The sequence below is a fragment of the Actinomadura sp. WMMB 499 genome (assembly GCF_008824145.1).
Lineage (GTDB): Bacteria > Actinomycetota > Actinomycetes > Streptosporangiales > Streptosporangiaceae > Spirillospora.
The window spans coordinates 3,964,226-3,985,644 of record NZ_CP044407.1; the positions used below are offsets into that span (position 1 = coordinate 3,964,226).

The 21,419-nt window shown below is 73.6% G+C and carries 19 protein-coding genes; 6 read left to right on the forward strand and 13 right to left on the reverse strand.

Annotated features, from left to right (window positions below; translation table 11 throughout):
- Positions 1–152: 152 nt before the first annotated feature.
- Both F7P10_RS17280 and F7P10_RS17285 read right to left on the reverse strand, forming a co-directional pair.
- Complete coding sequence (locus tag F7P10_RS17280; protein ID WP_151010274.1) at positions 153–998, reverse strand: sugar phosphate isomerase/epimerase; 846 nt, start codon at positions 996–998, stop codon at positions 153–155.
- The gene (locus F7P10_RS17285) at positions 991–1,989 is read right to left on the reverse strand and encodes an oxidoreductase (protein ID WP_151010275.1); all 999 of its coding nucleotides are present in this window, start codon (positions 1,987–1,989) and stop codon (positions 991–993) included. The genes F7P10_RS17280 and F7P10_RS17285 overlap by 8 nt, the downstream gene beginning before the upstream one ends.
- A gap of 261 nt (positions 1,990–2,250) precedes the next feature.
- On the opposite strand from F7P10_RS17285, the gene F7P10_RS17290 reads away from it, so the two are divergent.
- From F7P10_RS17290 to F7P10_RS17305, 4 genes are all read left to right on the forward strand, one after another.
- Positions 2,251–2,589, forward strand: a complete 339-nt coding sequence (locus F7P10_RS17290; protein ID WP_176611511.1) for a hypothetical protein — start codon at positions 2,251–2,253, stop codon at positions 2,587–2,589.
- Positions 2,590–2,726: 137 nt separating this feature from the next.
- Positions 2,727–3,758 carry a GlxA family transcriptional regulator gene (locus F7P10_RS17295; protein ID WP_151010277.1) on the forward strand — a complete coding sequence of 344 codons (1,032 nt, stop codon included), beginning with the start codon at positions 2,727–2,729 and terminating at the stop codon, positions 3,756–3,758.
- A 118-nt stretch (positions 3,759–3,876) separates the two neighbouring features.
- Positions 3,877–5,136 carry a phosphatidylserine/phosphatidylglycerophosphate/cardiolipin synthase family protein gene (locus F7P10_RS17300; protein ID WP_151010278.1) on the forward strand — a complete coding sequence of 420 codons (1,260 nt, stop codon included), beginning with the start codon at positions 3,877–3,879 and terminating at the stop codon, positions 5,134–5,136.
- A gap of 255 nt (positions 5,137–5,391) precedes the next feature.
- Complete coding sequence (locus tag F7P10_RS17305) at positions 5,392–6,123, forward strand: hypothetical protein (protein ID WP_151010279.1); 732 nt, start codon at positions 5,392–5,394, stop codon at positions 6,121–6,123.
- Positions 6,124–6,141: 18 nt separating this feature from the next.
- Here F7P10_RS17305 and F7P10_RS17310 read toward each other — a convergent pair whose 3' ends face one another.
- From F7P10_RS17310 to F7P10_RS44390, 3 genes are all read right to left on the reverse strand, one after another.
- On the reverse strand, positions 6,142–7,875 hold the full coding sequence (locus F7P10_RS17310; RefSeq protein ID WP_151010280.1) for a serine/threonine-protein kinase: 1,734 nt from the start codon (positions 7,873–7,875) through the stop codon (positions 6,142–6,144).
- Between the two features lie 162 nt (positions 7,876–8,037).
- Positions 8,038–9,648 (reverse strand): cation acetate symporter, encoded by a 1,611-nt coding sequence (locus F7P10_RS17315; RefSeq protein WP_151010281.1) that lies wholly within the window; start codon positions 9,646–9,648, stop codon positions 8,038–8,040.
- Positions 9,645–10,076: a DUF485 domain-containing protein gene (locus tag F7P10_RS44390; protein WP_368077475.1), complete on the reverse strand. Its 432-nt coding sequence runs from the start codon at positions 10,074–10,076 to the stop codon at positions 9,645–9,647. The genes F7P10_RS17315 and F7P10_RS44390 overlap by 4 nt, the downstream gene beginning before the upstream one ends.
- 370 nt (positions 10,077–10,446) lie before the next feature.
- On the opposite strand from F7P10_RS44390, the gene F7P10_RS17325 reads away from it, so the two are divergent.
- Both F7P10_RS17325 and F7P10_RS42395 read left to right on the forward strand, forming a co-directional pair.
- Positions 10,447–11,103, forward strand: coding sequence for a hypothetical protein (locus F7P10_RS17325; protein ID WP_151010283.1), 657 nt, complete (start codon positions 10,447–10,449; stop codon positions 11,101–11,103).
- Positions 11,104–11,165: 62 nt separating this feature from the next.
- Positions 11,166–12,038: a hypothetical protein gene (locus F7P10_RS42395; RefSeq protein ID WP_176611512.1), complete on the forward strand. Its 873-nt coding sequence runs from the start codon at positions 11,166–11,168 to the stop codon at positions 12,036–12,038.
- A gap of 119 nt (positions 12,039–12,157) precedes the next feature.
- On the opposite strand, the gene F7P10_RS17335 is transcribed toward F7P10_RS42395, so the two are convergent.
- From F7P10_RS17335 to F7P10_RS17370, 8 genes are all read right to left on the reverse strand, one after another.
- Positions 12,158–13,882, reverse strand: coding sequence for a cation acetate symporter (locus F7P10_RS17335; protein WP_151010284.1), 1,725 nt, complete (start codon positions 13,880–13,882; stop codon positions 12,158–12,160).
- On the reverse strand, positions 13,879–14,409 hold the full coding sequence (locus F7P10_RS43340) for a hypothetical protein (RefSeq protein WP_218040549.1): 531 nt from the start codon (positions 14,407–14,409) through the stop codon (positions 13,879–13,881). The genes F7P10_RS17335 and F7P10_RS43340 overlap by 4 nt, the downstream gene beginning before the upstream one ends.
- A complete protein-coding gene (locus tag F7P10_RS17345; protein WP_254716663.1) occupies positions 14,406–15,179 on the reverse strand; it encodes a LytTR family DNA-binding domain-containing protein in 774 nt (257 codons plus the stop codon). The genes F7P10_RS43340 and F7P10_RS17345 overlap by 4 nt, the downstream gene beginning before the upstream one ends.
- Before the next feature lie 110 nt (positions 15,180–15,289).
- Complete coding sequence (locus F7P10_RS17350; RefSeq protein WP_151010285.1) at positions 15,290–16,501, reverse strand: sensor histidine kinase; 1,212 nt, start codon at positions 16,499–16,501, stop codon at positions 15,290–15,292.
- Between the two features lie 81 nt (positions 16,502–16,582).
- Entirely contained in the window at positions 16,583–17,851 is a 1,269-nt protein-coding gene (locus F7P10_RS17355; RefSeq protein WP_151010286.1) for a glycosyltransferase family 4 protein, read from the reverse strand.
- Between the two features lie 85 nt (positions 17,852–17,936).
- Positions 17,937–18,284 (reverse strand): DUF3040 domain-containing protein, encoded by a 348-nt coding sequence (locus F7P10_RS17360; protein WP_151010287.1) that lies wholly within the window; start codon positions 18,282–18,284, stop codon positions 17,937–17,939.
- Between the two features lie 13 nt (positions 18,285–18,297).
- A complete protein-coding gene (gene ctaD, locus F7P10_RS17365) occupies positions 18,298–19,929 on the reverse strand; it encodes a cytochrome c oxidase subunit I (RefSeq protein WP_254716775.1) in 1,632 nt (543 codons plus the stop codon).
- Positions 19,930–20,180: 251 nt separating this feature from the next.
- Positions 20,181–21,269, reverse strand: coding sequence for a hypothetical protein (locus F7P10_RS17370; protein WP_151010289.1), 1,089 nt, complete (start codon positions 21,267–21,269; stop codon positions 20,181–20,183).
- Between the last annotated feature and the right edge of the window lie 150 nt (positions 21,270–21,419).

Sequence of the window (21,419 nt, forward strand, 5' to 3'; positions counted from 1 at the left end):
GCCCCCGCCGTCGGCCGCACCGCCTCCTGCACACCCAGCGCACGCGCCCGCACACCCACCGGCCCCCGCACACCCCGGCGGCCCGGCACACCCGCCCGGTTCGGCGCGCGCCCCGGTGGGGAGGGGGGCGTCGGGGGTGCCGGCGGGCGGGGTCATCGGGGGGCCTTCGGCGCGATGGCGGCGACGAGGCGTTCGAGGGCGCGGCCGCACTGGACGAACGTCGCGGGTTCGGCGCGTCCGGTCCCGGTGTGGGGGCGCAGGTTCACGTGGGGTTCGATCGACAGGACGCCGTCGTAGCCGTGGTCGAACAGCACCCGCAGGCACTCGGCGACGCGGGCGTCCCCCTCGCCCGGCGGCACGTAGACGGTGTCGCCGCCGGTGCGGATCGCGTCCTTGACGTGCACGTGCGCGACGTACGGGACGATCGCGCGCAGCAGCGGCGGCGCGGGGTAGCCGTGCGGGACGCCGTTGCCGGTGTCGAACAGGAGCCGCAGCGCGGGGCTGTCGACGGCGGCGAGCAGGTCGAGCATGCGGTCGGCGCGGTCGCCCGCCCAGCCCGCGCAGTTCTCGTGCGCCAGGACGAGCCCGCGGTCGGCGGCGCGCGCGGCGAGCTCGCGCAGCCGGGCCCGGGCGCGGCGGCCCCACTCGGGCTCGTCCAGCCCGCCGGACGGGTACGACATGATCCGCACGAGGCGCGTGCCGAGGACGTCGCACCGGTCCGCGAGGGTCTCCAGCTCCCGGGTGTCGAGGGAGAAGTCGCCGGTGACCGGACGGGACCAGTCGCCGATCTTCGACGCGACCCCGGCCACCGCGACGCCGGACGCCCGGAGGCGGTCGGCGGTGCGGCGGACGTCGTCCGCGGCCAGGCGGGCGATCGGGGTGCCGTCGATCGTGCGCAGCTCGAGACGGTTCCAGCCGAGTTCGGCCACCGCGGCGAGCTGGCCCGGCAGGTCGGGGGCGGCCTCGTCGCCGAGGCCGGCGAACCGGACGTCAGACACCGCGCACCTCCGGCACCCCGGCACAGTGCCGCTTCGCCTCGGTCAGCAGCCGGACGGCTTCGACCTGCAAGGGCAGCGTGGGGGTGGGCGCGTGGGCGGCGAACCGTCCGTACGCCTCGCCGAGGAAGGCCGGGAACGCGTCGTCGTCGAAGACCGTCCAGGTCGCGCCGCCGCGCGGGCGCACGGTGCGCAGCTGGGCGGTGTGGTCGGCGTCGCTGCACGGGTAGTGCCCGACGAGGACGCCCTCGTCGAACTCGAGGGTGATGCGCCGTTCGCGGACGGGCGAGGTGAGATCGGAGTCGATCTCGGTGCGGACGCCCGAGCGGTGCGACAGCCGCAGGTGCGCGCCGCCGAGCCGCGGGACCGTGCGGCCGCCGATGACGAGGTCGTCCCACGAGGCGCCGGTGATGCGGGCGTCCCCGGCGAGGTCGAGCACCACCGCGAGGGCGTGCGGCATCTCGACGTCGAACGCGGTCGGGTGGGTGCGGGCGCCCGTGCCCAGCGCGAACCGGGGTTTGTTCTGCACCACGTGGATCCGGCGCAGGCGCCCGTACCGTCCGCCGGTCACGGCCGCGCGCAGCCGCCGGGTGAGGGCGCTGTCGAGCCAGTGCGTGGCGACCGCGAGGTCGAGGTTCCAGCGGCGCCGGATGCGGGCGACGGCCGCGAGCCCGACGAGGTCGACGGCCAGCGGCTTCTCCACGATGATCTTGCGGTGGCCGAGTCCGGCCAGCCGGTCGAGCATCGCGGCCCGGACGTGCGGGGGCGTGCACAGGTGCACGACCGTCCGCGCCGGGGGATGGCACCGCGCCGCCTCCTCCAGCGACCCGACGGTCACCACGCCGTCGGCGCCCGCAGGCGGACGGAACGGGTCGAAGGCCACGATCGGGGACGGGGCCAGCAGCCCGGGGGCGGCGGTGCGGACCTTGGCCAGCGACGGCAGGTGCAGCCGCCGGCCCGCCCTGCCCATTCCGACGATGAGGGTGTGCAGCATTGCAGGTCAGTGCCCTTTCCGAAGCGTTCGGAGATCGCCGGAGGACGCGCGTCCCGGCACCGGGGCTCAAGCTAATTTACGGACAGTGAACAGTCAACGACTCACCGTCAAAAGTTCGGCGCGATCCTTCGTCGGGCCACTGACCAGCAATTGTTACACCAAGTTACAAGTCAATTGCTCGGTGCCATGAACACGGCCCCGGCCGGGCATCACCATCGCCGTTCCCTCCACCTTCGACAAAGGAGCGACATGCCCCGACCCGTGCAGGCCGCCATCGCCGCCACCGCCCTGGCGGCCGCGGCACTCACCGCCGCGGCGCCCGCGAGCGCCGCCCCCGCGGCGCCCGAAGGCAAGATCGTCGTCTTCGTGACGGAGGGCTCGGAAATCTCGTGGGCGGGCACTGAACTGCGCGAATACGCCCCGTCGTCGTCCTGCCGGGCGTTCCCGGCCGGGGCCCACGTCGTCGCCAATCACAGCACCGGGCGGCTGCTCTTCTTCACCGACCCGTGGTGCATGGCCCCCGTCCCGCCGCCGTTCAATTTCATTCGCCCAGGTCACGGGGCACATGTGTCCCCGACCGGCAGTTTCCGGGTGGGCTGACCCCCGGTCCGGCAACGGGTCCCGCTCCCGCCAGGGGGGCGGGACCCCGCCGCACCTTCCCCGGCCACCGGGCAGCGTGATATCCAACGAGTCGGGCGGCCCCGCGACCGGTGCCGCGTTCTGCGCTGGAGGCTGCGATGGGCGACCTGCTGGCCGAGGCGTTCCGCGCCGCTCGGGGCCACGCGGAGGGCGCGCCGCGCCGGCTGGTCGTGGTGGTGTTCGACGGGGCCGTCCTGGGGAGCATGTCGTTCGCCTGCGGCGTGTTCGACATCGCCGCGCACTACGGCGTCCTGCCGGGCACGAATGTGCGGATCGTCGCGGGCGAGCCCGGCACCGCCATCGTCGGCGGCGGGCTGTCGTGCGACGTCCCCCACGATCTGGACGCCGTCCGCACCGCGGATCTGGTCGTCATCCCGAACCTGCCCCAGTCCACCGCCGAGCGTCCGCCCGAAGCGGTGCTGGACGCGCTGCGCACCGCGCACGGGCGGGGCGCGCGGATCGCCGGGCTGTGCAACGGGACGTTCGTGCTCGCCGCCGCCGGGCTGCTGGACGGACGTCCCGCGACGACGCACTGGTCGCTGGCGGACCGGCTGACCGAACTGCACCCGGAGATCCGGGTCGACGCGGCCGTCCTCTACCTGGACGACGGGGACGTCCTGACGGCGGGCGGGGGCGCGGCGGGGATGGACCTGGGGCTGCATCTGCTCCGGTCGATGCTCGGCGCCTCGCACGCCAACCGGCTCGCCAAGGCCCTCGTGGTGCCGCCGCACCGGCCCGGCGGGCAGGCGCAGTACATCGAGGCGCCGCTCCCCGACCTGGACGCCGGGGACCCGGTGGCCGAGACGATCGGATGGGCGCTCGACCGGCTGGACTCGGCGCTGCCGGTGTCCGTCCTCGCGCGGCGGGCGCACATGAGCAGACGCAACTACGACCGCCGCTTCCGGGAGATCACCGGCTGCGCGCCCGCGCAGTGGCTGACGCACCAGCGCGTCATCCGGGCGCAGCAACTGCTGGAGACGAGCGACCTGACCGTGGACGAGGTCGCACGACGGTCCGGGTTCCCGTCGGCCGCCGCGCTGCGGGCGCGGTTCCGGCAGGCGGCCGGGGTCACCCCGACCGCGTACCGGGCGACGTTCGGCCGCGGATCCGCCGACGCCGTGACGTCCTGACGTCCTGAAACCGTCGCCGGTTGGCCGAATCCGGGCTCCCGCCGCGGCGAGCCGACGCAGGAAGATCGTGGCGCACCCCGCATGCACCCTGTCTCCCTGAACGGAAAGTGAGTCGGTCATGCGCTCCCGAGGGTTCACGTTCGCCGCGGCCGCCTTGGTCGTGACGTCCGCCGGTCCGTCCCTTCCCGCCTCCGCCGCCGCACCCGCACCCGCACGGACGGCCGCGCCCGGCCTCACCAACACCGCCACGTTCGGCACGCCCGGCGGCGAGGAGATCCCCGCGCACCTGATCGACATGATCAAGGGCGCCGCGGCCGGCTCCACGATCACGTTCACCGCGTACCGGTTCGAGAACCGGCCCGTCGCCGACGCGCTGCTCGACGCGGCGCGGTCCCGCGGCGTGAAGGTGCGGCTCCTCGTCGACGGCGGGGCGCCGGAGACGGACGGCCAGCAGTTCGGCTACGTGCAGCGGGCCCTCGCCGACGACGGAGACGACGCGACGTGGGCCCGCTACTGCCGCCAGATCCTCGGTGCTCCCCCGTACCACTCGTGCCAGGGCACCGGCACGATGCACAACAAGTTCGTCCTGTTCTCCGACACGATGGGCGCCTCGGACGTCGTCTCGACGGGCTCGGCCAACCTGAACACGACGTCCGGCCGCAACACCTGGAACAGCTGGTACACGCACGTCGGGAACGCGGACCTGTACCAGCGCTTCGCGGGCTATTTCGACGACATGGCGAAGATGACGGCCGACCTCAACTACTACGACACGAACCCGCCGGAGATCACCGGCAACATCAAGAGCTACTTCTACCCGCGCGCACGGGTGCCGGGCGACCTGTCGGCGAACGACACGTTCGTCCACACCCTGGACGCGACGAGCTGCCCCGGCACGATCCGTGTCGCGAACTGGTCCCTCACCAGGAGCCCGGTCGCCGAGGCGCTGGTCCAGAAGGTGGCGGAGGGCTGCGACGTCGATATCGTCGCGCGCAAGATCCACGAGGCGGCCTGCGTGCCGCTGGCGACCGCCGTGGAGAACGGCGTGGAGGACGGCGGCCGGGTGCGGATGTGGTCGTACAGGCAAGAAGACGGCGAGGCCCCGAACTACGTCCACACCAAGGACGTGATGATCGAGGCGGGCTACCCCAACACCGACGAGCCGGCCAGGGTCGTGTTCACCGGCACCGGCAACCTCAACCGCCCGTCGCTGGAGAAGAACGACGAGAACGTCATCCGGATCATGAACGACCACCTGACCTACCAGGGGTTCGTCGCCAACTTCGACCGGATCAGGAACCACGTTGACGGCTCGGGCCAGGGCTTCCGCGTCGAGAGTGTCGAGGACTGCGAAAGGACCTGGGAAGACAAGGACTGAGCGTGACACGGCGTCCGTGCGGCTCCGCGGGGGCGGGCCGTGCGGGCGCTCCCACCGCGGCACCCCGGACGCACGGGACGCCTTGCGGAAGTCGCTCCATCTCCGCGAGCCGCTCGGGCAGCGGCTCGCGTAGTAGCCGATGCACTGGAGGATGTAGTCGAATCGCCTGGTTCCGGGACCCCGCCGGTCCCGGAACCGGGCGCGCGGCCGTGGCGTCCCACTCACGTCGGTGAGGGCCCACCAAGGGAGAGCGGCGTGGCCAAGAGCGGGACGGCCTGGACGGCAGCGGCGGCGGGGGTGCTCGCGGTGGCCGCCGGATGCGGCACCGTCGAGGGCATGGCGACGGGCGAGGCCGCGCCGGACGGCCGGAAGATCGCCGTCGGGACCGCCGCCGGCGGGCTCGCTCCCGCCGCGCGGTGGCCGGACGCCTGCACGCTGCTCACCGAGGACGAGCTGCGCGCCGTCCTGCCGGAACTCGAGAAGGTCGACATCCGGCCGGACCCCGTGCGCCCCGAGTGGTGGGACGGCGCGGCCGCCGGGGACGCCGGGGCGCTGCTCGCGCAGGCCGCGCGGGTCGCGCAGGCCACCGCCAAGGGACACTGCACCTACTCGATGCTGTTCCCGTACGAGACCAGGGGGAAGCGCACGTCGGGCACCCCGGACCACGGCACCGCCACTGTCACGATCACCCTGGTCGCGGTCGGCGCTCCGGACGTGGCGGCGCGCGTCTACGCGGCCCGCAAGGCCGCGGACCGGGAGGTCGTCCCGGTCGACGCGGCGGGCGCCGACGCCTGCCACCGTCCCGACCACCTGGCCGGGACCGACGACCTCACCTGCGTCAAGGGGCCGCTGGTCTTCACGGTCGCGGGCGGCAAGGTCGCGCACATCCGCATCGGCGACACCTCCTCCTACGAGAACGAGTTCCGGGGCGTGTTCCGCGATCGGGTCATCGTCCCCGTCGTCGAGACCGTCGCCGCGGACGTCTGAACCGCCGGGCGGTGCGTTTCAGACGATGCGGGCGCAGAGGACGCCCTTGCGGAAGTCGGTCCAGCGCCGCGAGCCGCTCGGGCAGCGGCTCTCGTAATAGCCGGTGTACTGGAGGATGTAGTCGAAGTCGCGCGGGACGGTGTCCTTGCCGCATCCCCACGAGGTCATCAGCCCGTGCCCGTTGACGGAGACCCGGCCTTCCTCGCTCCCCTCCTTGCCCAGGAAGCAGTCGCCCTTCTGGAACTGCCGCCGCACGCACAGGTAGATCCGGTCCCCGTCGTGCGCGGGGGATCGCCACCAGGACTCCGCGTCGAGCGACTCGGCGTCGCACTCGCTCGACCGGTCCCTGATCGCGTACACCTTCAGGTAGGCGTCGTCCCGGCCGCAGGAGACCGAGCTCGGCATGCTCTCGCTCCAGTCGTCGGAGTCGTAGGGGTCCCGGTACGCGTCCAGGCAGTCCCCGACCGAGATGTCGTCGAACGCCTCGTACGTCCGGTCCGGGGTCGGGCTCGGGCTCGGGCGCCGGGTGCTCCCGAGGCCGCCGCTCGTGCCGCTCGTCCCCTCGCTCGTCCGGGTCGAGGACGGGCTCGCGGTCGAGGCCGAGGACCCGGCGTTGCCGGAGCCGCCGCTCGCGTCCCGGTCGCTGAGGGCGACGAGCAGCGCGATCAGCAGCACTCCCACGGCCGCGGCGGGTCCGGCGGCGCGCTTGACCGCCGCCGACGGCCCGGTCGCGGGCCTGTTCGGCGGCCGGGCAGGCGGCCGGCCCGCGCCTCCGGCCCGGTCGCGCGGTGGCCGCGGGGGCTGCGGTGGCCTCGGCGGGCGGGGCGGGCGGCGCTCCCCGGCGCCGGACGGTCCCCCGTCGAAGGACTCGGTTTCGGCGACCCGCGTGTTGATCAGCGTCGTGAACGCTTCGGGCATCGGCATTCCCGTGCCCGTCCCCGTGGACGGCGCGGGGCAGCGCTCCAGGAACCCGGCGACGGTGGGGCGGTCGTCCGGGTCCTTCGCCAGGCCGTCCGCGATCAGCGGCCGCAGCGCCGCCGGGACGCCGGACAGGTCCGGCTCCTCGTGCCGGACTCGGTAGCCGAGGGCGTCCGGCGGGCCCTCCCCGAAGGGGTGGCGCCCGGTGGCCGCGTAGGCGAGCACGGCGGCCAGGCAGAACACGTCGCTCTTGGGTCCGATGTCGCGGCCGACGTACTGCTCGGGCGACATGTACCCGGGCGTGCCCATCAGCGACATGCTCTGCGAGGGCGCGTCCATCGCCCGCGCGATGCCGAAGTCGATGATCCGCGGACCGTCCTGGGCCAGCAGCACGTTCCCGGGCTTGAGGTCCCGGTGGAGGACGTGCTGCCGGTGGATCGCGTCCAGACCCTCGGCGAGCCCGGCGCCGAGGGCCGCCACCGACGCCTCCGGCAGGGGGCCGTTCCGGTCGACGGCGTCCTGCAGCGACGGCCCGGCGATGTACTCGGTCACCAGCCACGGCGGGTCCGCGTCGGTGTCGGCGTCCACCACCTGCGCCGTGTAGTAGCCCCCGACGCGCCGTGCGGCCGCGACCTCCTTGGCGAACCGGCGCCGGAACGTCGCGTCGTCGGCGAAGTGCGGGTGCACGACCTTGACCGCGACCCGCCGGTGGCCCCGCGAGCCGCCCAGGTAGACCTGGCCCATCCCGCCCGCGCCCAGCCGCGCCAGCAGCCGGTACGGCCCGATCCGCCGCGGATCACCGGGCCGGAGCGCCTTGAGTCCCGCGCCTGCCATTCCCACCTGCCACCTGATGAACAGTATTGTCTTTTTATGTTCACCTTAGCGGAGGCGCGGGGAAAAGCGAGCGGCCCCGTCCCTGCGGGGGTGGGACGGGGCCGCGGTTCCGCGCGGGCCGGGCGACGGTCGCCGCGCGGGGCTTTCGCGGTGCGGGGTCGGCTAGTCCTTGGACGCCTGTTCCGCGCCCGCGCCGGTGAGGGATCGGACCTCGATCTCGGCGTACTTCTCCGCGTTGTGCTCCTTGCTGAGGACGGTGCCGAGCCAGCCGCAGAAGAAGCCGAACGGGATGGAGATCAGGCCCGGGTTGCTCAGCGGGAACCAGTCGAAGTTCGCATCGGTGAACAGGGCCTTGTCCGAGCCCGACACGACCGGGGAGAAGAACACCAGGAACAGCGCCGCGCCGAGGCCGCCGTAGATGGCGGAGACGGCTCCGGCGGTGTTGAACCGCTTCCAGAACAGGCTGTAGAGGATCGCGGGCAGGTTGCCGGACGCCGCGACCGCGAACGCGAGCGCGACGAGGAACGCGACGTTGAGCCGCTGCGCGAAGATCCCGAGGACGATCGCGACCGCGCCGATGACGAACGCGGACATGCGGGCGACGCGGACCTCGTCCCGCTCGGTGGCCTTGCCCTTGCGGAACACGTGGGCGTACAGGTCGTGGGCGTAGGACGAGGACGACGCCAGCGTGAGGCCCGCGACCACCGCGAGGATCGTGGCGAACGCGACGGCCGCGATGATCGCGAGCAGGATGGTGCCGCCGACGTCCCCGAAGACGAGTTCGCCGACCCGTTCGGCGAGCTGCGGTGCGGCGGTGTTGCCCGCCGGGTTGGCCGCGGCGATCTCCTCGCTGCCGACGAGCGCGGCGGCGCCGAAGCCGAGGACGAGCGTGATCAGGTAGAACGCGCCGATGATCCCGATGCCCCAGAGGACGGACTTGCGGGCGTCGCGGGCGGTCGGGACGGTGTAGAAGCGGATCAGGATGTGCGGCAGCCCGGCGGTGCCGAGGACGAGCGCGAGGCCGAGGCTGACGAGGTCGAGCTTGCCGGACAGGCCCTGCTCCTCGGTGCCGTACCGCAGGCCGGGCTCGAGGAACGCCTCGCCCTTGCCGCTCTGCTCGGCGGCGTCCTGCATGAGGCCGAGGACGTTGAACCCGAACTCGCCCAGCACCAGGATCGTGACGAGCGTGGCGCCGGTCATCAGCAGGACGGCCTTGACGATCTGCACCCAGGTGGTGCCCTTCATCCCGCCGAACACCACGTAGACGATCATCAGGACGCCGACCAGCGCGATCGTCGCGCCCTTGGCGAACTCGCTGGTGAAACCGAACAGCAGCGACACCAGGGCGCCCGCGCCGACCATCTGCGCGAGCAGGTAGAAGATCGACACGATGATGGTGGAGACGCCCGCGGCGGTGCGGACGGGACGCGGGCTCATCCGGAACGCCAGGACGTCCGCCATCGTGAAGCGGCCCGAGTTGCGCAGCAGCTCGGCGACGAGCAGCAGCGCGACGAGCCAGGCGACGAGGAAACCGATCGAGTAGAGGAAGCCGTCGTAGCCGTACAGGGCGATGAGGCCGGCGATGCCGAGGAACGACGCGGCGGACATGTAGTCGCCGCCGATCGCGAGGCCGTTCTGGACGCCGGAGAAGGACCGGCCGCCCGCGTAGTAGTCGGTGGCGTCCTTGGTGTTCCGGCTGGCCCAGACGGTGATCGCGAGGGTGGCGGCGACGAACGTCAGGAACAGCAGGATCGACAGTGTCTCGTGGCTCATCGGGTGTCCTCCGCCTTCCCGAGGTCTCCGTTACCCCGGTCCTCGTCCCCCGCCGCCTTCGCCGGGGCCCCGTCCGCGGGGACCTGGGGGCGCCCGGTGGCCACCTCGGCCTCGACCCCGGCGCGGACCCTGTCGGCGAGCGCGTCGAGCTTGCGCTCGGCGTGCCGCGAGTACAGCCACGCGATGGCGAAGGTCGAGACGAACTGCAGCAACCCGAAGATGAGCGCGATGTTGGCGGAGCTGAACAGCTTGACGCCCATGAAGTCGCGCGCCCACCCGGACAGCACGACGTACAGCAGGTACCAGACGAGGAACGCGGCGGTCATGGGGAACACGAAGCGGCGGAATCTGCGCTTCAGCTCCTGGAACTCGTCGCTGGCCTGGAACCGTTCATAGACGGTGCCGGTGGCGCGTTTTTCGTCGGACACGACCACCCCTCCTGTGTTGTGACGCCGGTCACGCGCAGCGTAGGGAGCGGTCCGGGCCGGTGCGAGGGGAACCGGGACGGGGTGCGGCGGAGCGCCGCCCGTCCGCGACGATCTACAGGTGCCGTCGGTGAGCGGACGGTTTCGCGCGATGAACGGTCGGTGGGTGCGCCCCGCCGGTCGCGGGGCGGTGGCCGCACACGGCCACGTGGAGATCTTGATCCGGGCTCGCATACGTAATTAATTACTTACACCCGGCCCGCCAGGTCGGGACTCTTCGGGGGCCGCGCGCGAGGCGCACCCGGCCGGCGCAGTGATCACTTCGGGTCGCCCGGCTCGCGCGGAACATCCCACCCCACCCCTCGGAGGGAACGTGAAGACTCCCGCCCGCCTCTCCATCCCCCTGATCGCCGCGACCGCGACCGTCGGCCTGCTCGCCACCTCGGCGTCGGCCGCCACCACCACCGTCCGCCGCGACAACGCCACCGGGGCCGTCTACTCGGGTGCCTACCAGATCACCAACGTGGGCGACCTGACCTTTAGCGCCTCCGGCTTCACCGCGTCCTGCAGCGGCGCGGACCTGCGCGGAACGATCCAGTCGAACGGCACCGGATCGCTCGACAGCGCGAGCGCCACCGGGTGCACCAGCAGCCTCGGCAGCGCGACCGTGTCCTTCCTCAACCTGCCCTACACCGACGGGCAGCTCACCTACGGCCCGTCCGGCGGCTACGACGGCGCCCTGGTCTTCACCGACCCGGATCTGGCCATCCGGGCGTCGTTCGGGCTGATCAGCTGCACCTACGGGCTGGACGCGTCGCACCCGGACCTCACCTTCAACGCCCGCAACCCCGACAACGCGAACAACGTCACCGGCGAGTTCGAGGGCGTGATGGACAACGCCTCCCTCGGCCTGAAGTCCGGCGGCTTCCTCTGCCCGACCGGCGTCACGGCCAACGGCCTGGCCCAGGCGCTCGGCAAGGTGAACCCGTCCAACACGACGTACACGCAGACCCTGTACGTAACGTCCTGATGCAACGGTCCCGGGCCGTCCCGGACGGACGGCCCGGGACCACCCACCCCACCCCCGCGGAAATGGCAGAACCCCCTGTGAAGACCTCCACGTTCAAGGCTCTGGCCGCGGCCACGGCCGCGTCCCTCGGCCTGGCCCTGGCGGCGGCCGCGCCCGCCGCGTCGGCCGCGCCCGCGACGCCCGCGACGCCCGCCGCGCCCGCGGCGGCGCCCGCCCCCGAGTTCGACCTGCGGAACGAGTGCCCGCCACTGCCGCCCGAGGCCGACCCCGCCACCTGGAGCTGCATGGTGATGGCGGTGGCCGGCGGCTCCATGCGGCTCGGCGGTCTCACCCAGGAGATCACCGAGCCGATGAAGATCATCGCGCAGAGCGGCCCGCCCGAGGGCGGCGGCGTCGACGAGATCAAGCGGATCGAGATGGTCGCGCCGCCGATGAAGATCCCGGGCGGCGTGCTCGGGCTGGTGGGCCTGCCGACGGTCCCCGGGCTCGACGACGTGCCCGGCTTCAAGGTGGAGGTCGAGGCGCAGTACGCGGGCGGCTTCGCGTTCAACCTGCCGAACGCGAGCGTCCACATGCGCATCCGCGCGATCAACCTGCTGCTGGGCGACCGCTGCTTCATCGGCGCCGAAGACGACCCGATCAAGTTCAACATGGTCGCCGACATGTCGACCCTCGAGCTGGTGTCCCCCGGCGACCCGGCCGACCCGCTCGGCAGCCCGATGATCATCAGCGCGACGGCCGCGGACGACGCGTTCGCGGTGCCGGCCTCCGACTGCGGGATCTTCTCGCCGCTGCTCGACTGGCAGGCCGGGCTGCCCTCGCCCGCCGGACAGAACCAGGCCACCTTCGAGACGTACATCGCGCTCGGCGGCTACGGCGCCGGCGGCGCGGCGGCGAGCAAGGTGAACGAGCTGCGCACCCGGGCGACCGGCTGACCGCGCCGGCCCTCCCGAGGCGCGGCCGGGAGGGCCGGCCCGCACCGGCCGGGCGGCCCGCCTCCGGCCGCGCGCCGAGCGGCCCCCGGTCCCGGACGTCCGGGACCGGGGGCCGCCGGTCACACCCGTTTCGGGCGCCACGTGCCGCGATCGACGTTCAGCGACTCGGGCGTGTGCAGCCGCACCATCATCCGCGCGGTCCCCGGCGGCACCCGCCGGGGCGTGCACCACGACACGACGATCATGACGGTGAAGGCGAGCGGGACGGTCCACGCGGCAGGTTGCGCGAGCAGCGCGCCCGCGAGCCCGTCCGGTGGTGCGGCGATCGTCCAGGCGACGGCGGTACCGGCGCTCGCGCCGCCCGCGACGAGGCCCGCGAGGGCGCCCGGGACGGTGAGGCGCCGCCACCAGACGCCGAGGACCAGCAGCGGGCAGAACGTGGACGCGGCGACGGCGAACGCGAGCCCGACGACGTCGGCGACCGACAGGTGGCGGGCCGCGACGGCGAGCGCCAGCGGGACGGCGAGGGCCAGCAGCGTCCCGGCGCGGAACGAGCGGACGCCGCCGCGCAGGATGTCCTGCGCGAGGACCCCGGCGACCGACACCGTGATCCCCGACGAGGTGGACAGGAACGCGGCGACGGCGCCGCCGGTGACGAGGGCGCCGAGGAGGTCGCCGCCGAGCCCGCCGACGAGCCGTCCGGGCAGGGTGAGGACGACCGCGTCGGTGCGTCCGGTCATCAGCAGCTCGGGGGTGTAGAGGCGGCCGAGCGCCCCGTACAGCGCGGGGAACAGGTAGAACGCGCCGAGCAGCGACAGCACCATGACGGTCGTGCGGCGCGCGGCGCGCCCGTCCGGGTTCGTGTAGAAGCGGACCAGGACGTGCGGCAGCCCCATCGTGCCGAGGAACGTCGCCAAGATGAGCGAGTACGTGGCGTAAAGGGAGTGGTCGCCGCCCAGGGGGATCGACCATTCGCGGTCGCTCTTCACCGGCTCGCCCTTCACGTGCGGGACGCTCGCACCACCGGGGAACGTGACGGTCGTGTTCTGCTCGATGTGGTGCGCCCCCCGGACGAGCGTGAGGGACGCGCCGTCGTGCGAGCGCCCGTCCACGCGCCCGTCCACCGTCACCCGGACGGGTTCGGTGACGTCCACGGTGACGGCCGTGCTGACGGAGACGGTGGTGCGTTCGGGGAACCGCGGCGGGGCGTCCGACGACACGCCGGGCGCGCCGTCGTGCCGCCAGGCGAGCAGCAGGAACACGATGGGCACGGCGAGCGCGGTCAGCTTCAGCCAGTACTGGAACGCCTGGACGAGCGTGATGCTGCGCATGCCGCCGACCAGCACGTTCACCGCGACGACGGCGGCGATGAGGACGCCGCCCGTCCACACGGGCACGCCCGCGACGGTGCGCAGCACGAGCCCGGCGCTCTGGAACTGCGGCAGCAGGTACAGCCAGCTGATCAGCACGACGAGGACGGACGCGGCGCGCCGCACGGCCATCGACTCCAGCCGCGCCTCGGCGAAGTCGGGCAGCGTGTACGCGCCGGAGCGGCGCAGCGGCGCCGACACCAGGACGAGCAGGACGAGGTAGCCCCCCGTCCAGCCGACGGGGAGCCACAGCATGTCGGCGCCGTTGGCGAGGATCAGCCCGGCGATGCCGAGGAACGACGCGGCCGACAGGTACTCGCCGCCGATCGCGGACGCGTTCCGCAGCGGCGTCACCGTCCGGGACGCGACGTAGAAGTCGGACGTCGTGCGGGAGATCCGCACCCCGAGCGTGCCGATCAGGACGGTGGCGAGCACGACGAGGACGACCCCGGCGAGCCCGTACGCGGTGCTCATGCGTCCGGTTCGGCCCGGCGCGGCGCCGGGAGGCCGTGCCCGGTCGGGTCGGTCGCGAGCGCGTCGCGGACGGCGCGCGGGTCGCGGTCGACGAGTTCGGCGAAGTCGTCCTCGTTGCGTTCGGCGAGCCGGACGTACAGCTTGCCGAGCAGGACGAAGCACGGGTAGATCGCCCCGGCGAGCACGACCCACGGCAGCGGCAGCCCGAGCAGCTGCTGCTCGCGCGCCTGCGGGACCAGCGCGAACAGCGCGGGCAGGCCGAACACGACGAGCGCGAGGACGGCGCAGAGCCGGACCGCGAGGCGCAGCTGGGCGCGCACGAGCGAGCGCATGTACGCCTCGCCGAGCCCGGTCTGCTCGTCGATCTCCAGGGTGACGGGGTAGCGGGGGCGGCGCGCGGCGCGGGTGCGCGGCCCGGTGACGAGCACCCGCCCGGCCGCCGGGGGCGAACCGGTCCCGCCGGACGGACCGGCCCCGCCGGACCGGTCGGGCGGGTCGGGCGGGGGGCGTCCGGCGGCGGGGGTCACGGGGCCCGCCTCGCCCGCCGGACGAGCAGGTCGCGCAGCTCGCGGACGTGCCGGCGGCTCACCGGCAGCTCGGTGTCGCCGACGATGACCGTGCAGCGGCCGGAGTCGAGCCGCAGCTCCTTGATCGCCGACAGGGCCACGAGGTGGCTGCGGTGCACCCGGACGAACCCGGCGCCGCGCCACCGGTCCTTCAGCGCGGCGAGCGGGATGCGGACGAGGTGGCTGCCGCCCTGGGTGTGCAGGCGGGCGTAGTCGCCCTGCGCCTCGACGTACAGGACCTCGGCCGGGGTGACGAACCGGGTCACGCCGCCCAGCTCGACGGGCATCGGCTCCGGCTCGCCGGGGTCCGGACCGGCGTCCGCGCCGCCCTCGGCGCCCTCGTCGGCGCCCTCGCTGCCCTCGATGACCCGCCGGATCGCCTCCCGCAGCCGCTCGGGCCGGACCGGCTTCAGGATGTAGTCGGTCGCCTTGATCTCGAACGCGTCGACGGCGTGGTCGTCGTAGGCGGTGACGTAGACGATGTGCGGCGCGCGCGCGAACTGCGCGAGGACGCGGCCGAGCACCGTGCCGTCCAGGCCGGGCATGCGGATGTCGAGGAACACGGCCGCGATCGGGCGGTTCTCGGCGAGCGATCGGTCGAGCCGGCGCAGCGCGGCGGCGCCGTCCCGCGCGGTGTGGATCTCGCCGATCCGCGAGTCGGCGCTGAGCAGGTGGACGAGGTCGTCGAGCGCGGGACCCTCGTCGTCCACCGCCAGGACACGCAGGCCCACAACACCGTCCTTTCCTGTGCCGTGCGCCACATTCCAGTCAACGGGCGTCCGCAAGTCAAGCGCCCGCCGGACGCGCGGCCCGCCGCCCCCGGCCCCCAGGACACCACACGTCAGGACGTGGACGCGGTGACGCCCGGCTTGTACTTCGGTACCCGGACCGTCACCTTCGTCCCGGCGCCCGGCCCGGTCTCGACGGCGAGGCCGTACTCGTCGCCGTACACCTGGCGGAGCCGGTCGTCGACGTTGGCCAGCCCGATCCCGGCGGCCTCGTCGCCGAGCGGGCGATCCCCGCGGTCCCCCCGGTCCCCGCCGGACAGCAGCCGCCGCACGTCCTCGGGGTCCATGCCGACGCCGTCGTCCTCGACGCCGATGACGCAGTCGGCGCCCGCGTCCTCGGCGACGATCGTGATGAGGCCGGGCTCCGACCGGTCCTGCAGCCCGTGCCGGACGGCGTTCTCGACGAGCGGCTGCAGGCACAGGAACGGGACGGCGACGGGCAGCACCTCGGGCGCGACCCGGAGCCGCACCCGCAGGTGCTCCCCGAACCTGGCCCGCTGCAGGAGGAGGTACTGGTCGATGGAGTGCAGCTCCTCCGCGAGGGTCGTGAAGTCGCCGTGCCGCCGGAACGAGTACCGGGTGAAGTCGGCGAACTCCAGCAGCAGTTCCCGCGCGCGCTCTGGGTCGCTGCGGACGAACGACGCGATCGTCGTCAGCGAGTTGTAGATGAAGTGCGGGGAGATCTGGGCCCGCAGCGCCCGCATCTCCGCCTCCATCAACCGCGTCCGGGAGCGGTCCAGCTCGGCCAGCTCCAGCTGGGCCTCCACCCACTGCGCGACCTCCTCGGCCGCCCGGATCAGCCCCGCCGGGACGTCCTCCCCGTACGCGGCGAGCGTCCCGATCACCCGGTCGTCGGTGGCCAGCGGGACGACGACGGCGCGCCGGATCGGGCAGTCGAGCCGCTCGCAGGCGACGTCGTGGACCTGCGTGCGCCCGTTCCCGAGCGTCACCCCGGCGTGCCCGATCACCTCCCCGGCGTGGTGCTCGGCGGCCCCGTCCCAGGCCAGCAGCCGCTCCCCGTCGGTGATCGCGAAGCCGGGGCAGCCGAGCAGCGCCCGCAGGTGCCGCGCGGCCTTCTGCGCGCCCTGCTCGGTGAGCCCCGCCCGGAACGCGGGCGCCGCCCGCGACGCGGTGTGCAGCGTCTCGAACGTCGCGCGCCGCGCGGGACCGGTGAGGTCGCCGCCCGTCCCCCGGCGGCGCCGCCACAGCAGCACCGGCCCCCACGTCAGCAGCAGCGTCGCGACCACCGCGATGACCACGTTCATGCCGCACAACCTATGCGCAGCCCGGCCGCCGCGTACCCGCCGTTCGTCTTTCCTCCGCGCGCGCGGACGGCCGCGGCGGGCTCAGCCGAGGTCCGCCGCCGTGTCGGCCGCCGCCGCGGGCTCGCGCCCGCCCGTCCGCTCGCCCGTCCGCTCGTCCGTCCGCTCCGGGACGGGGAGGGGCACGACGCCCTCGTACACCTCCATCACGCGGTGGACGAGCCGGTCCCAGGTGCGCTCGTTCACGCGGCGGCGCGCCGCGACCGTGACGGCCCGCGCGAGCGCCCGGGACTCCAGCAGCTCGCGCAGCGCGGCGGCCAGCTCCTCCGGGTTGTCCGGGGAGACGAGCAGGCCGGTGCGGCGGTGCTCGACGAGTTCGGGGACGCCGCCCGTCCGGCTCGCCACGACCGGGACGCGCGAGTGCATCGCCTCCGGCAGCACCGTCCCCAGCCCCCCGTGCCGCGCCGGCAGCGCCAGGACGTTCAGCTCGCGCAGCACGCGCGGGACGTACTCGTGCGGGACGAACCCGAGGAAGTGCGTGCGGCCGTCGATGCGGAGCCGGGCCGCGAGCCGCTGCAGCGCGGACCGCTCCGGGCCGTCGCCGACGATCACGAGGTGCGCGTCCGTCCGGTCCCGCAGCAGCGCGAACGCCCGCAGCAGCACGTCCACGCCCTTGCGCCGGGCCAGCCGCCCGACGTACCCGATGCGGGGCGTGGGGATCCGCTCCGGCATGACCGGTTCGCCCAGTTCCGGCGTGCCGAGCTCGGCGAGGAACCCGGCGCCGATGCCGGACGGCACGACGTGCAGGCGCTCGCCCGGGACGCCGTCCTTCGCGAGCTCGTCCCGCATCCCCTCGGTCAGCGCGATCACCGCGTCCGCGCCGCCGAGCACGTGCCGCTCCAGCCGGGCGCCGAGCGTCCCGGCCGGCCACGAACCGCCGGGCCGGGGCGCGCCTCGATGCACGGTCACCACGAGCGGCGCCCGCGCGTGCGCGGCGACGTGCCGGGCGGCGGGCAGCACCGACCGGTCCTCGCCGAGGTGCGCGTGCACGAGGTCGAGGCCGTCCGCCAGCCCCGGCGCCCGCAGCCACGCCGCCGCGCCGTACCCCTGCCGCGCCGCCGCGACCGGCAGCCCGAGCCGGACGACGCGCCCGTGCCGGCCCAGCCGGGCGAGCGCGGGCGCGTCCGGTGGCCGGGTGGTCACGACGGTCTGCCGCACGCCGAGCCCGTCCAGCGCCCCGCTCAGCTTCGCCGCGTGGATCTGCATGCCGCCCATGGGGTCGAACCGGACGCCGCGCCCCAGCAGTGCCGAGGGCGGGGGTTCGTACACCGAGCACAGCCGCAGGATGTGCATGGCCTTCCTCCCCTTTACGACAGAACCCCTATTCCCAGGTCAGCCGCTCGGGACCTTCCACCACGAGCGGGACTGAAACAGGTGGTCAGCAGGTGCCGGCGGTGTGGGGCGCCGCGGCGCCGGGCGCCGCCCCGGCGGCCGGGGTCGCCGCCGGCACGGTGGCCGCCCGCTCGCACGGCGGGCGGACCGACAGCATCACCAGGGCCAGCAGGACGACCGCGGCGGCCAGCGCCATGGACGCGATGACGATCGCCGATCGGGGCGGACGCCACGACACCCCCGGCTCCGCGCGCTCCACGCGCTCCACGCCGTCCGGGGCGTCCGGGGCGTCGGGGACGAAGGTCGCGAGCCGCCGGGCCAGGGCCGGGTCGTCCCGCTCCAGACCGGCGTCGATGAGGCGCAGCAGCAGTTCCTCCCGCTGGGACAGTCCCATGACCGCACCCCCCTCAGCGCCCGGACGGCGGGGACGGCGGCGGGGTGCCCAGCTCGGCCCACTGCGGCGTCTCCAGCGGCGGGTGGTGCAGGTCGAAGGCGGGGCGGATGGACCGGATGCGCGGCATCGCCGTGAAGTTGTGGCGGGGCGGCGGGCACGACGTCGCCCACTCCAGCGAGTTGCCGTAACCCCACGGGTCGTCCACGCCGACCTTGGGGGCCCGCCGGTGCGTCCGCCAGATGTTCCACAGGAACGCGAACGTGGACGCGCCGAGGACGAACGAGCCGATGGACGACACCGCGTTCAGCGTCGTGAACGCGTCGGCGTACGTGGCGTACCGGCGCGGGAGGCCCTCGGCGCCGACCCAGTGGTGGACGAGGAACGTCGTGTGGAACCCGGCGAAGAGCGTCCAGAAGTGGATCCTGCCCCAGGTCTCGTTCAGCTTCCGGCCGGTCATCTTCGGCCACCAGAAGTAGAAGCCGCCGAACATCGCGAAGACGACCGTGCCGAACAGCACGTAGTGCAGGTGGCCGACGACGAAGTAGGAGTCGGTGAGGTGGAAGTCCATCGGCGGGGACGCGAGGATCACCCCGGTCAGGCCGCCGAACAGGAACGTCGCCAGGAAGCCGAGCGCGAACAGCATCGGCGTCTCGAACGACAGCTGCCCCTTCCAGATCGTGCCGATCCAGTTGAAGAACTTGATCCCGGTCGGCACGGCGATCATGAAGGAGGTGATGGCGAAGAACGGCAGCAGGATGCCGCCGGTGGCGAACATGTGGTGCGCCCACACCGTCATGGACAGCCCGGTGATCGCGATGGTCGCCGCCACCATCCCCAGGTACGCGAAGAGCGGTTTGCGCGCGAACACCGGGAGGATCTCGGTGATGATGCCGAAGAACGGCAGCGCCACGATGTACACCTCGGGATGCCCGAAGAACCAGAACAGGTGCTGCCACAGCAGCGCGCCGTGCGGCGAGTCGTAGACGTGGGTGCCGATCCTGCGGTCGGCGAGCATCGCGAACAGCGCCGCCGCCAGGACCGGGAACGCGATCAGCACCATGACGCTGGTGAGCAGGACGTTCCAGGTGAAGATCGGCATCCGGAACATCACCATGCCGGGGGCGCGCATCGTAACGATCGTCGTGATGATGTTGACGCCCGTCAGGACCGTCCCGGCCCCGGACAGGATGAGCCCCGCGACCCACAGGTCGCCGCCGGTGCCGGGCGAGTAGGTGTTGTCGGCCAGCGGGTGGTAGGAGAACCAGCCGAACGCCGCCGCGCCGCCCGGCACGATGAAGCCGCCGAGGACGATCAGCGCGCCGAACAGGAACATGTAGTACGTGAGCGCGTTCATCCTCGGGAACGCGACGTCGGGCGCGCCGATCTGCAGCGGCACGAGCACGTTCGCGAACCCGGCGAACAGCGGCGTCGCGAACAGCAGCATCATGATCGTGCCGTGCATGGTGAACAGCTCGTTGTAGCGCTGCGCGTCCACGACCTGCAAGCCGGGCTTGAGGAGTTCCGCGCGCATCAGCATCGCGAGGAGCCCCGCGACCAGGAACATCACGAACGACGTGCCCAGGTAGAGGTACCCGACCATCTTGTGGTCGGTGGTCGCCAGGATGTGCCCGATCCGGGTGCCCATCCGGTGCCGCGCCAGCGCCTCCTCGGCGCTCGCGTCCGCCCGCCCCCCGACGGCCGTCATCCGCACCCCTCCCCGCAGCCCGACCCGAGGCTCCCCGAGTGGGCACTAACCCGGGGACCACGCGCCAAACGCGGGCCGGGGGAAGCATGGGGCGCCCATGATCGAAGCCGGAGGAGCGGGGGATCCGCAGGAGGAACGGGAGGAACTCGGCCGGTGCCGTATCGGTCGGTGCGGCACCGGCCGGTGCCGTGTCAGCCGTTGCGGTAGACCAGCGGCACGTTCTCCGTCCTGCCGACCATCCACAGGGACGGCGAGCCGGGGACGGACGTCGCGCCGGTGATCTCCCCGTCGCCGGGCACCGGCACCTCGACCTCCGTCCAGGCGTCGCCGTCGAGCCGGTACCGGCCGCCGCCGAAGGTGGTCTGCACGGCCCAGATCGTCCCGTCCCCGGTCCGCAGCAGCTTCTCGTTGGACGGTGTCGCGGGGCCCTCGCTCCAGGTCCGGCCGTCCCACCGGTAGAGCACCCGGTCCCGCCACCCGCTCCCGTCCTCGCGGGGCGCGGTGCCGGTCGCCCACACCTCGTCGGCCGAAACGGCTAGAACCTCGTTCCAGAAGACGTCCTCGGGCAGCTCGGCGACCTCACTCCACGCCTGCCCGTCCCAGCGGACGAGCCCCCAGGTCGTGGCGGCCCACGCCGGGCCTTCGGGCAGCGCGGAGATGTCGTTGACGGCGATGCAGCAGTTGTCGTGGGCGCCCGCGTCGTACTCCGTCCACGCGCCGCCCTCCCACCGGTGGACGGTGGTGCCGCACGCGATCCAGGTCCCGGTCGCGTCCGCCTCCGGGCTTCGCGGCCAGCACCCCTCGGGCGGCGCGACGTCGTGCCAGCGCGCGCCGTCCCAGCGGGACAGGAACGGCTCGTGCTCGGTGAGGTCCCGGAGCGGTTTCCGCGCGCCCGTGACCCACACGTTGGACGGCGATCCGGCGTCGATGTCCGTCGCGGCGGCGTCGCCTCCCGTGCCCGGGATGTCGTGCGTCTGCCAGCTCGTCCCGTTCCACCGGGTCACGACGGCCTTCGGGGGCAGGACGTTGACCCACCACCCGCCGAACCCCTCGACGGCCACCCAGTACCGCTGGCGTCCCTGGTAGCCGGCCGCCCACACGTCGTCCGGACCGGTCGCCGACACCGACTCGAGCCCGCTCTGCGGCCAGAGCAGCGGGGTGGGGGCCGCGCGCAGCGGCGGCGGCTCGGCCGCCACGGCGGGCGCGACCGGCGCGGCGAGCAGCACGGCGGCGAGCGCGGCGGCGGCGGAGACCGCGGGACGAACAGGAGACGTTCTCATCGGCCGGTTCCCTCCGGGATGCGACGGGCGTCGGTCCCGCGATTCAACCAAGCCAGTGAACACTGGCACAATCCTCGCGGCCACATCCGGGCATGCGCCGCCGACCCGCGCGCCACGCTCCGGCCGAGCCGGTGAACGGTGGCCGGCCCG

Bases quoted from the DNA above. Each gene is read 5' to 3' on its own strand.
- F7P10_RS17285 (WP_151010275.1), bottom strand. From the start codon at position 1,989: ATGCTGCACACCCTCATCGTCGGAATGGGCAGGGCGGGCCGGCGGCTG.
- F7P10_RS17355 (WP_151010286.1), bottom strand. From the start codon at position 17,851: ATGCACATCCTGCGGCTGTGCTCGGTGTACGAACCCCCGCCCTCGGCA.
- F7P10_RS17315 (WP_151010281.1), bottom strand. From the start codon at position 9,648: ATGAGCCACGAGACACTGTCGATCCTGCTGTTCCTGACGTTCGTCGCC.
- F7P10_RS17295 (WP_151010277.1), top strand. From the start codon at position 2,727: ATGGGCGACCTGCTGGCCGAGGCGTTCCGCGCCGCTCGGGGCCACGCG.
- F7P10_RS42395 (WP_176611512.1), top strand. From the start codon at position 11,166: ATGGCAGAACCCCCTGTGAAGACCTCCACGTTCAAGGCTCTGGCCGCG.
- F7P10_RS17300 (WP_151010278.1), top strand. From the start codon at position 3,877: ATGCGCTCCCGAGGGTTCACGTTCGCCGCGGCCGCCTTGGTCGTGACG.
- F7P10_RS17350 (WP_151010285.1), bottom strand. From the start codon at position 16,501: ATGAACGTGGTCATCGCGGTGGTCGCGACGCTGCTGCTGACGTGGGGG.
- F7P10_RS17335 (WP_151010284.1), bottom strand. From the start codon at position 13,882: ATGAGCACCGCGTACGGGCTCGCCGGGGTCGTCCTCGTCGTGCTCGCC.
- F7P10_RS17370 (WP_151010289.1), bottom strand. From the start codon at position 21,269: ATGAGAACGTCTCCTGTTCGTCCCGCGGTCTCCGCCGCCGCCGCGCTC.
- F7P10_RS17310 (WP_151010280.1), bottom strand. From the start codon at position 7,875: ATGGCAGGCGCGGGACTCAAGGCGCTCCGGCCCGGTGATCCGCGGCGG.
- ctaD (WP_254716775.1), bottom strand. From the start codon at position 19,929: ATGGGCACCCGGATCGGGCACATCCTGGCGACCACCGACCACAAGATG.
- F7P10_RS17360 (WP_151010287.1), bottom strand. From the start codon at position 18,284: ATGGGACTGTCCCAGCGGGAGGAACTGCTGCTGCGCCTCATCGACGCC.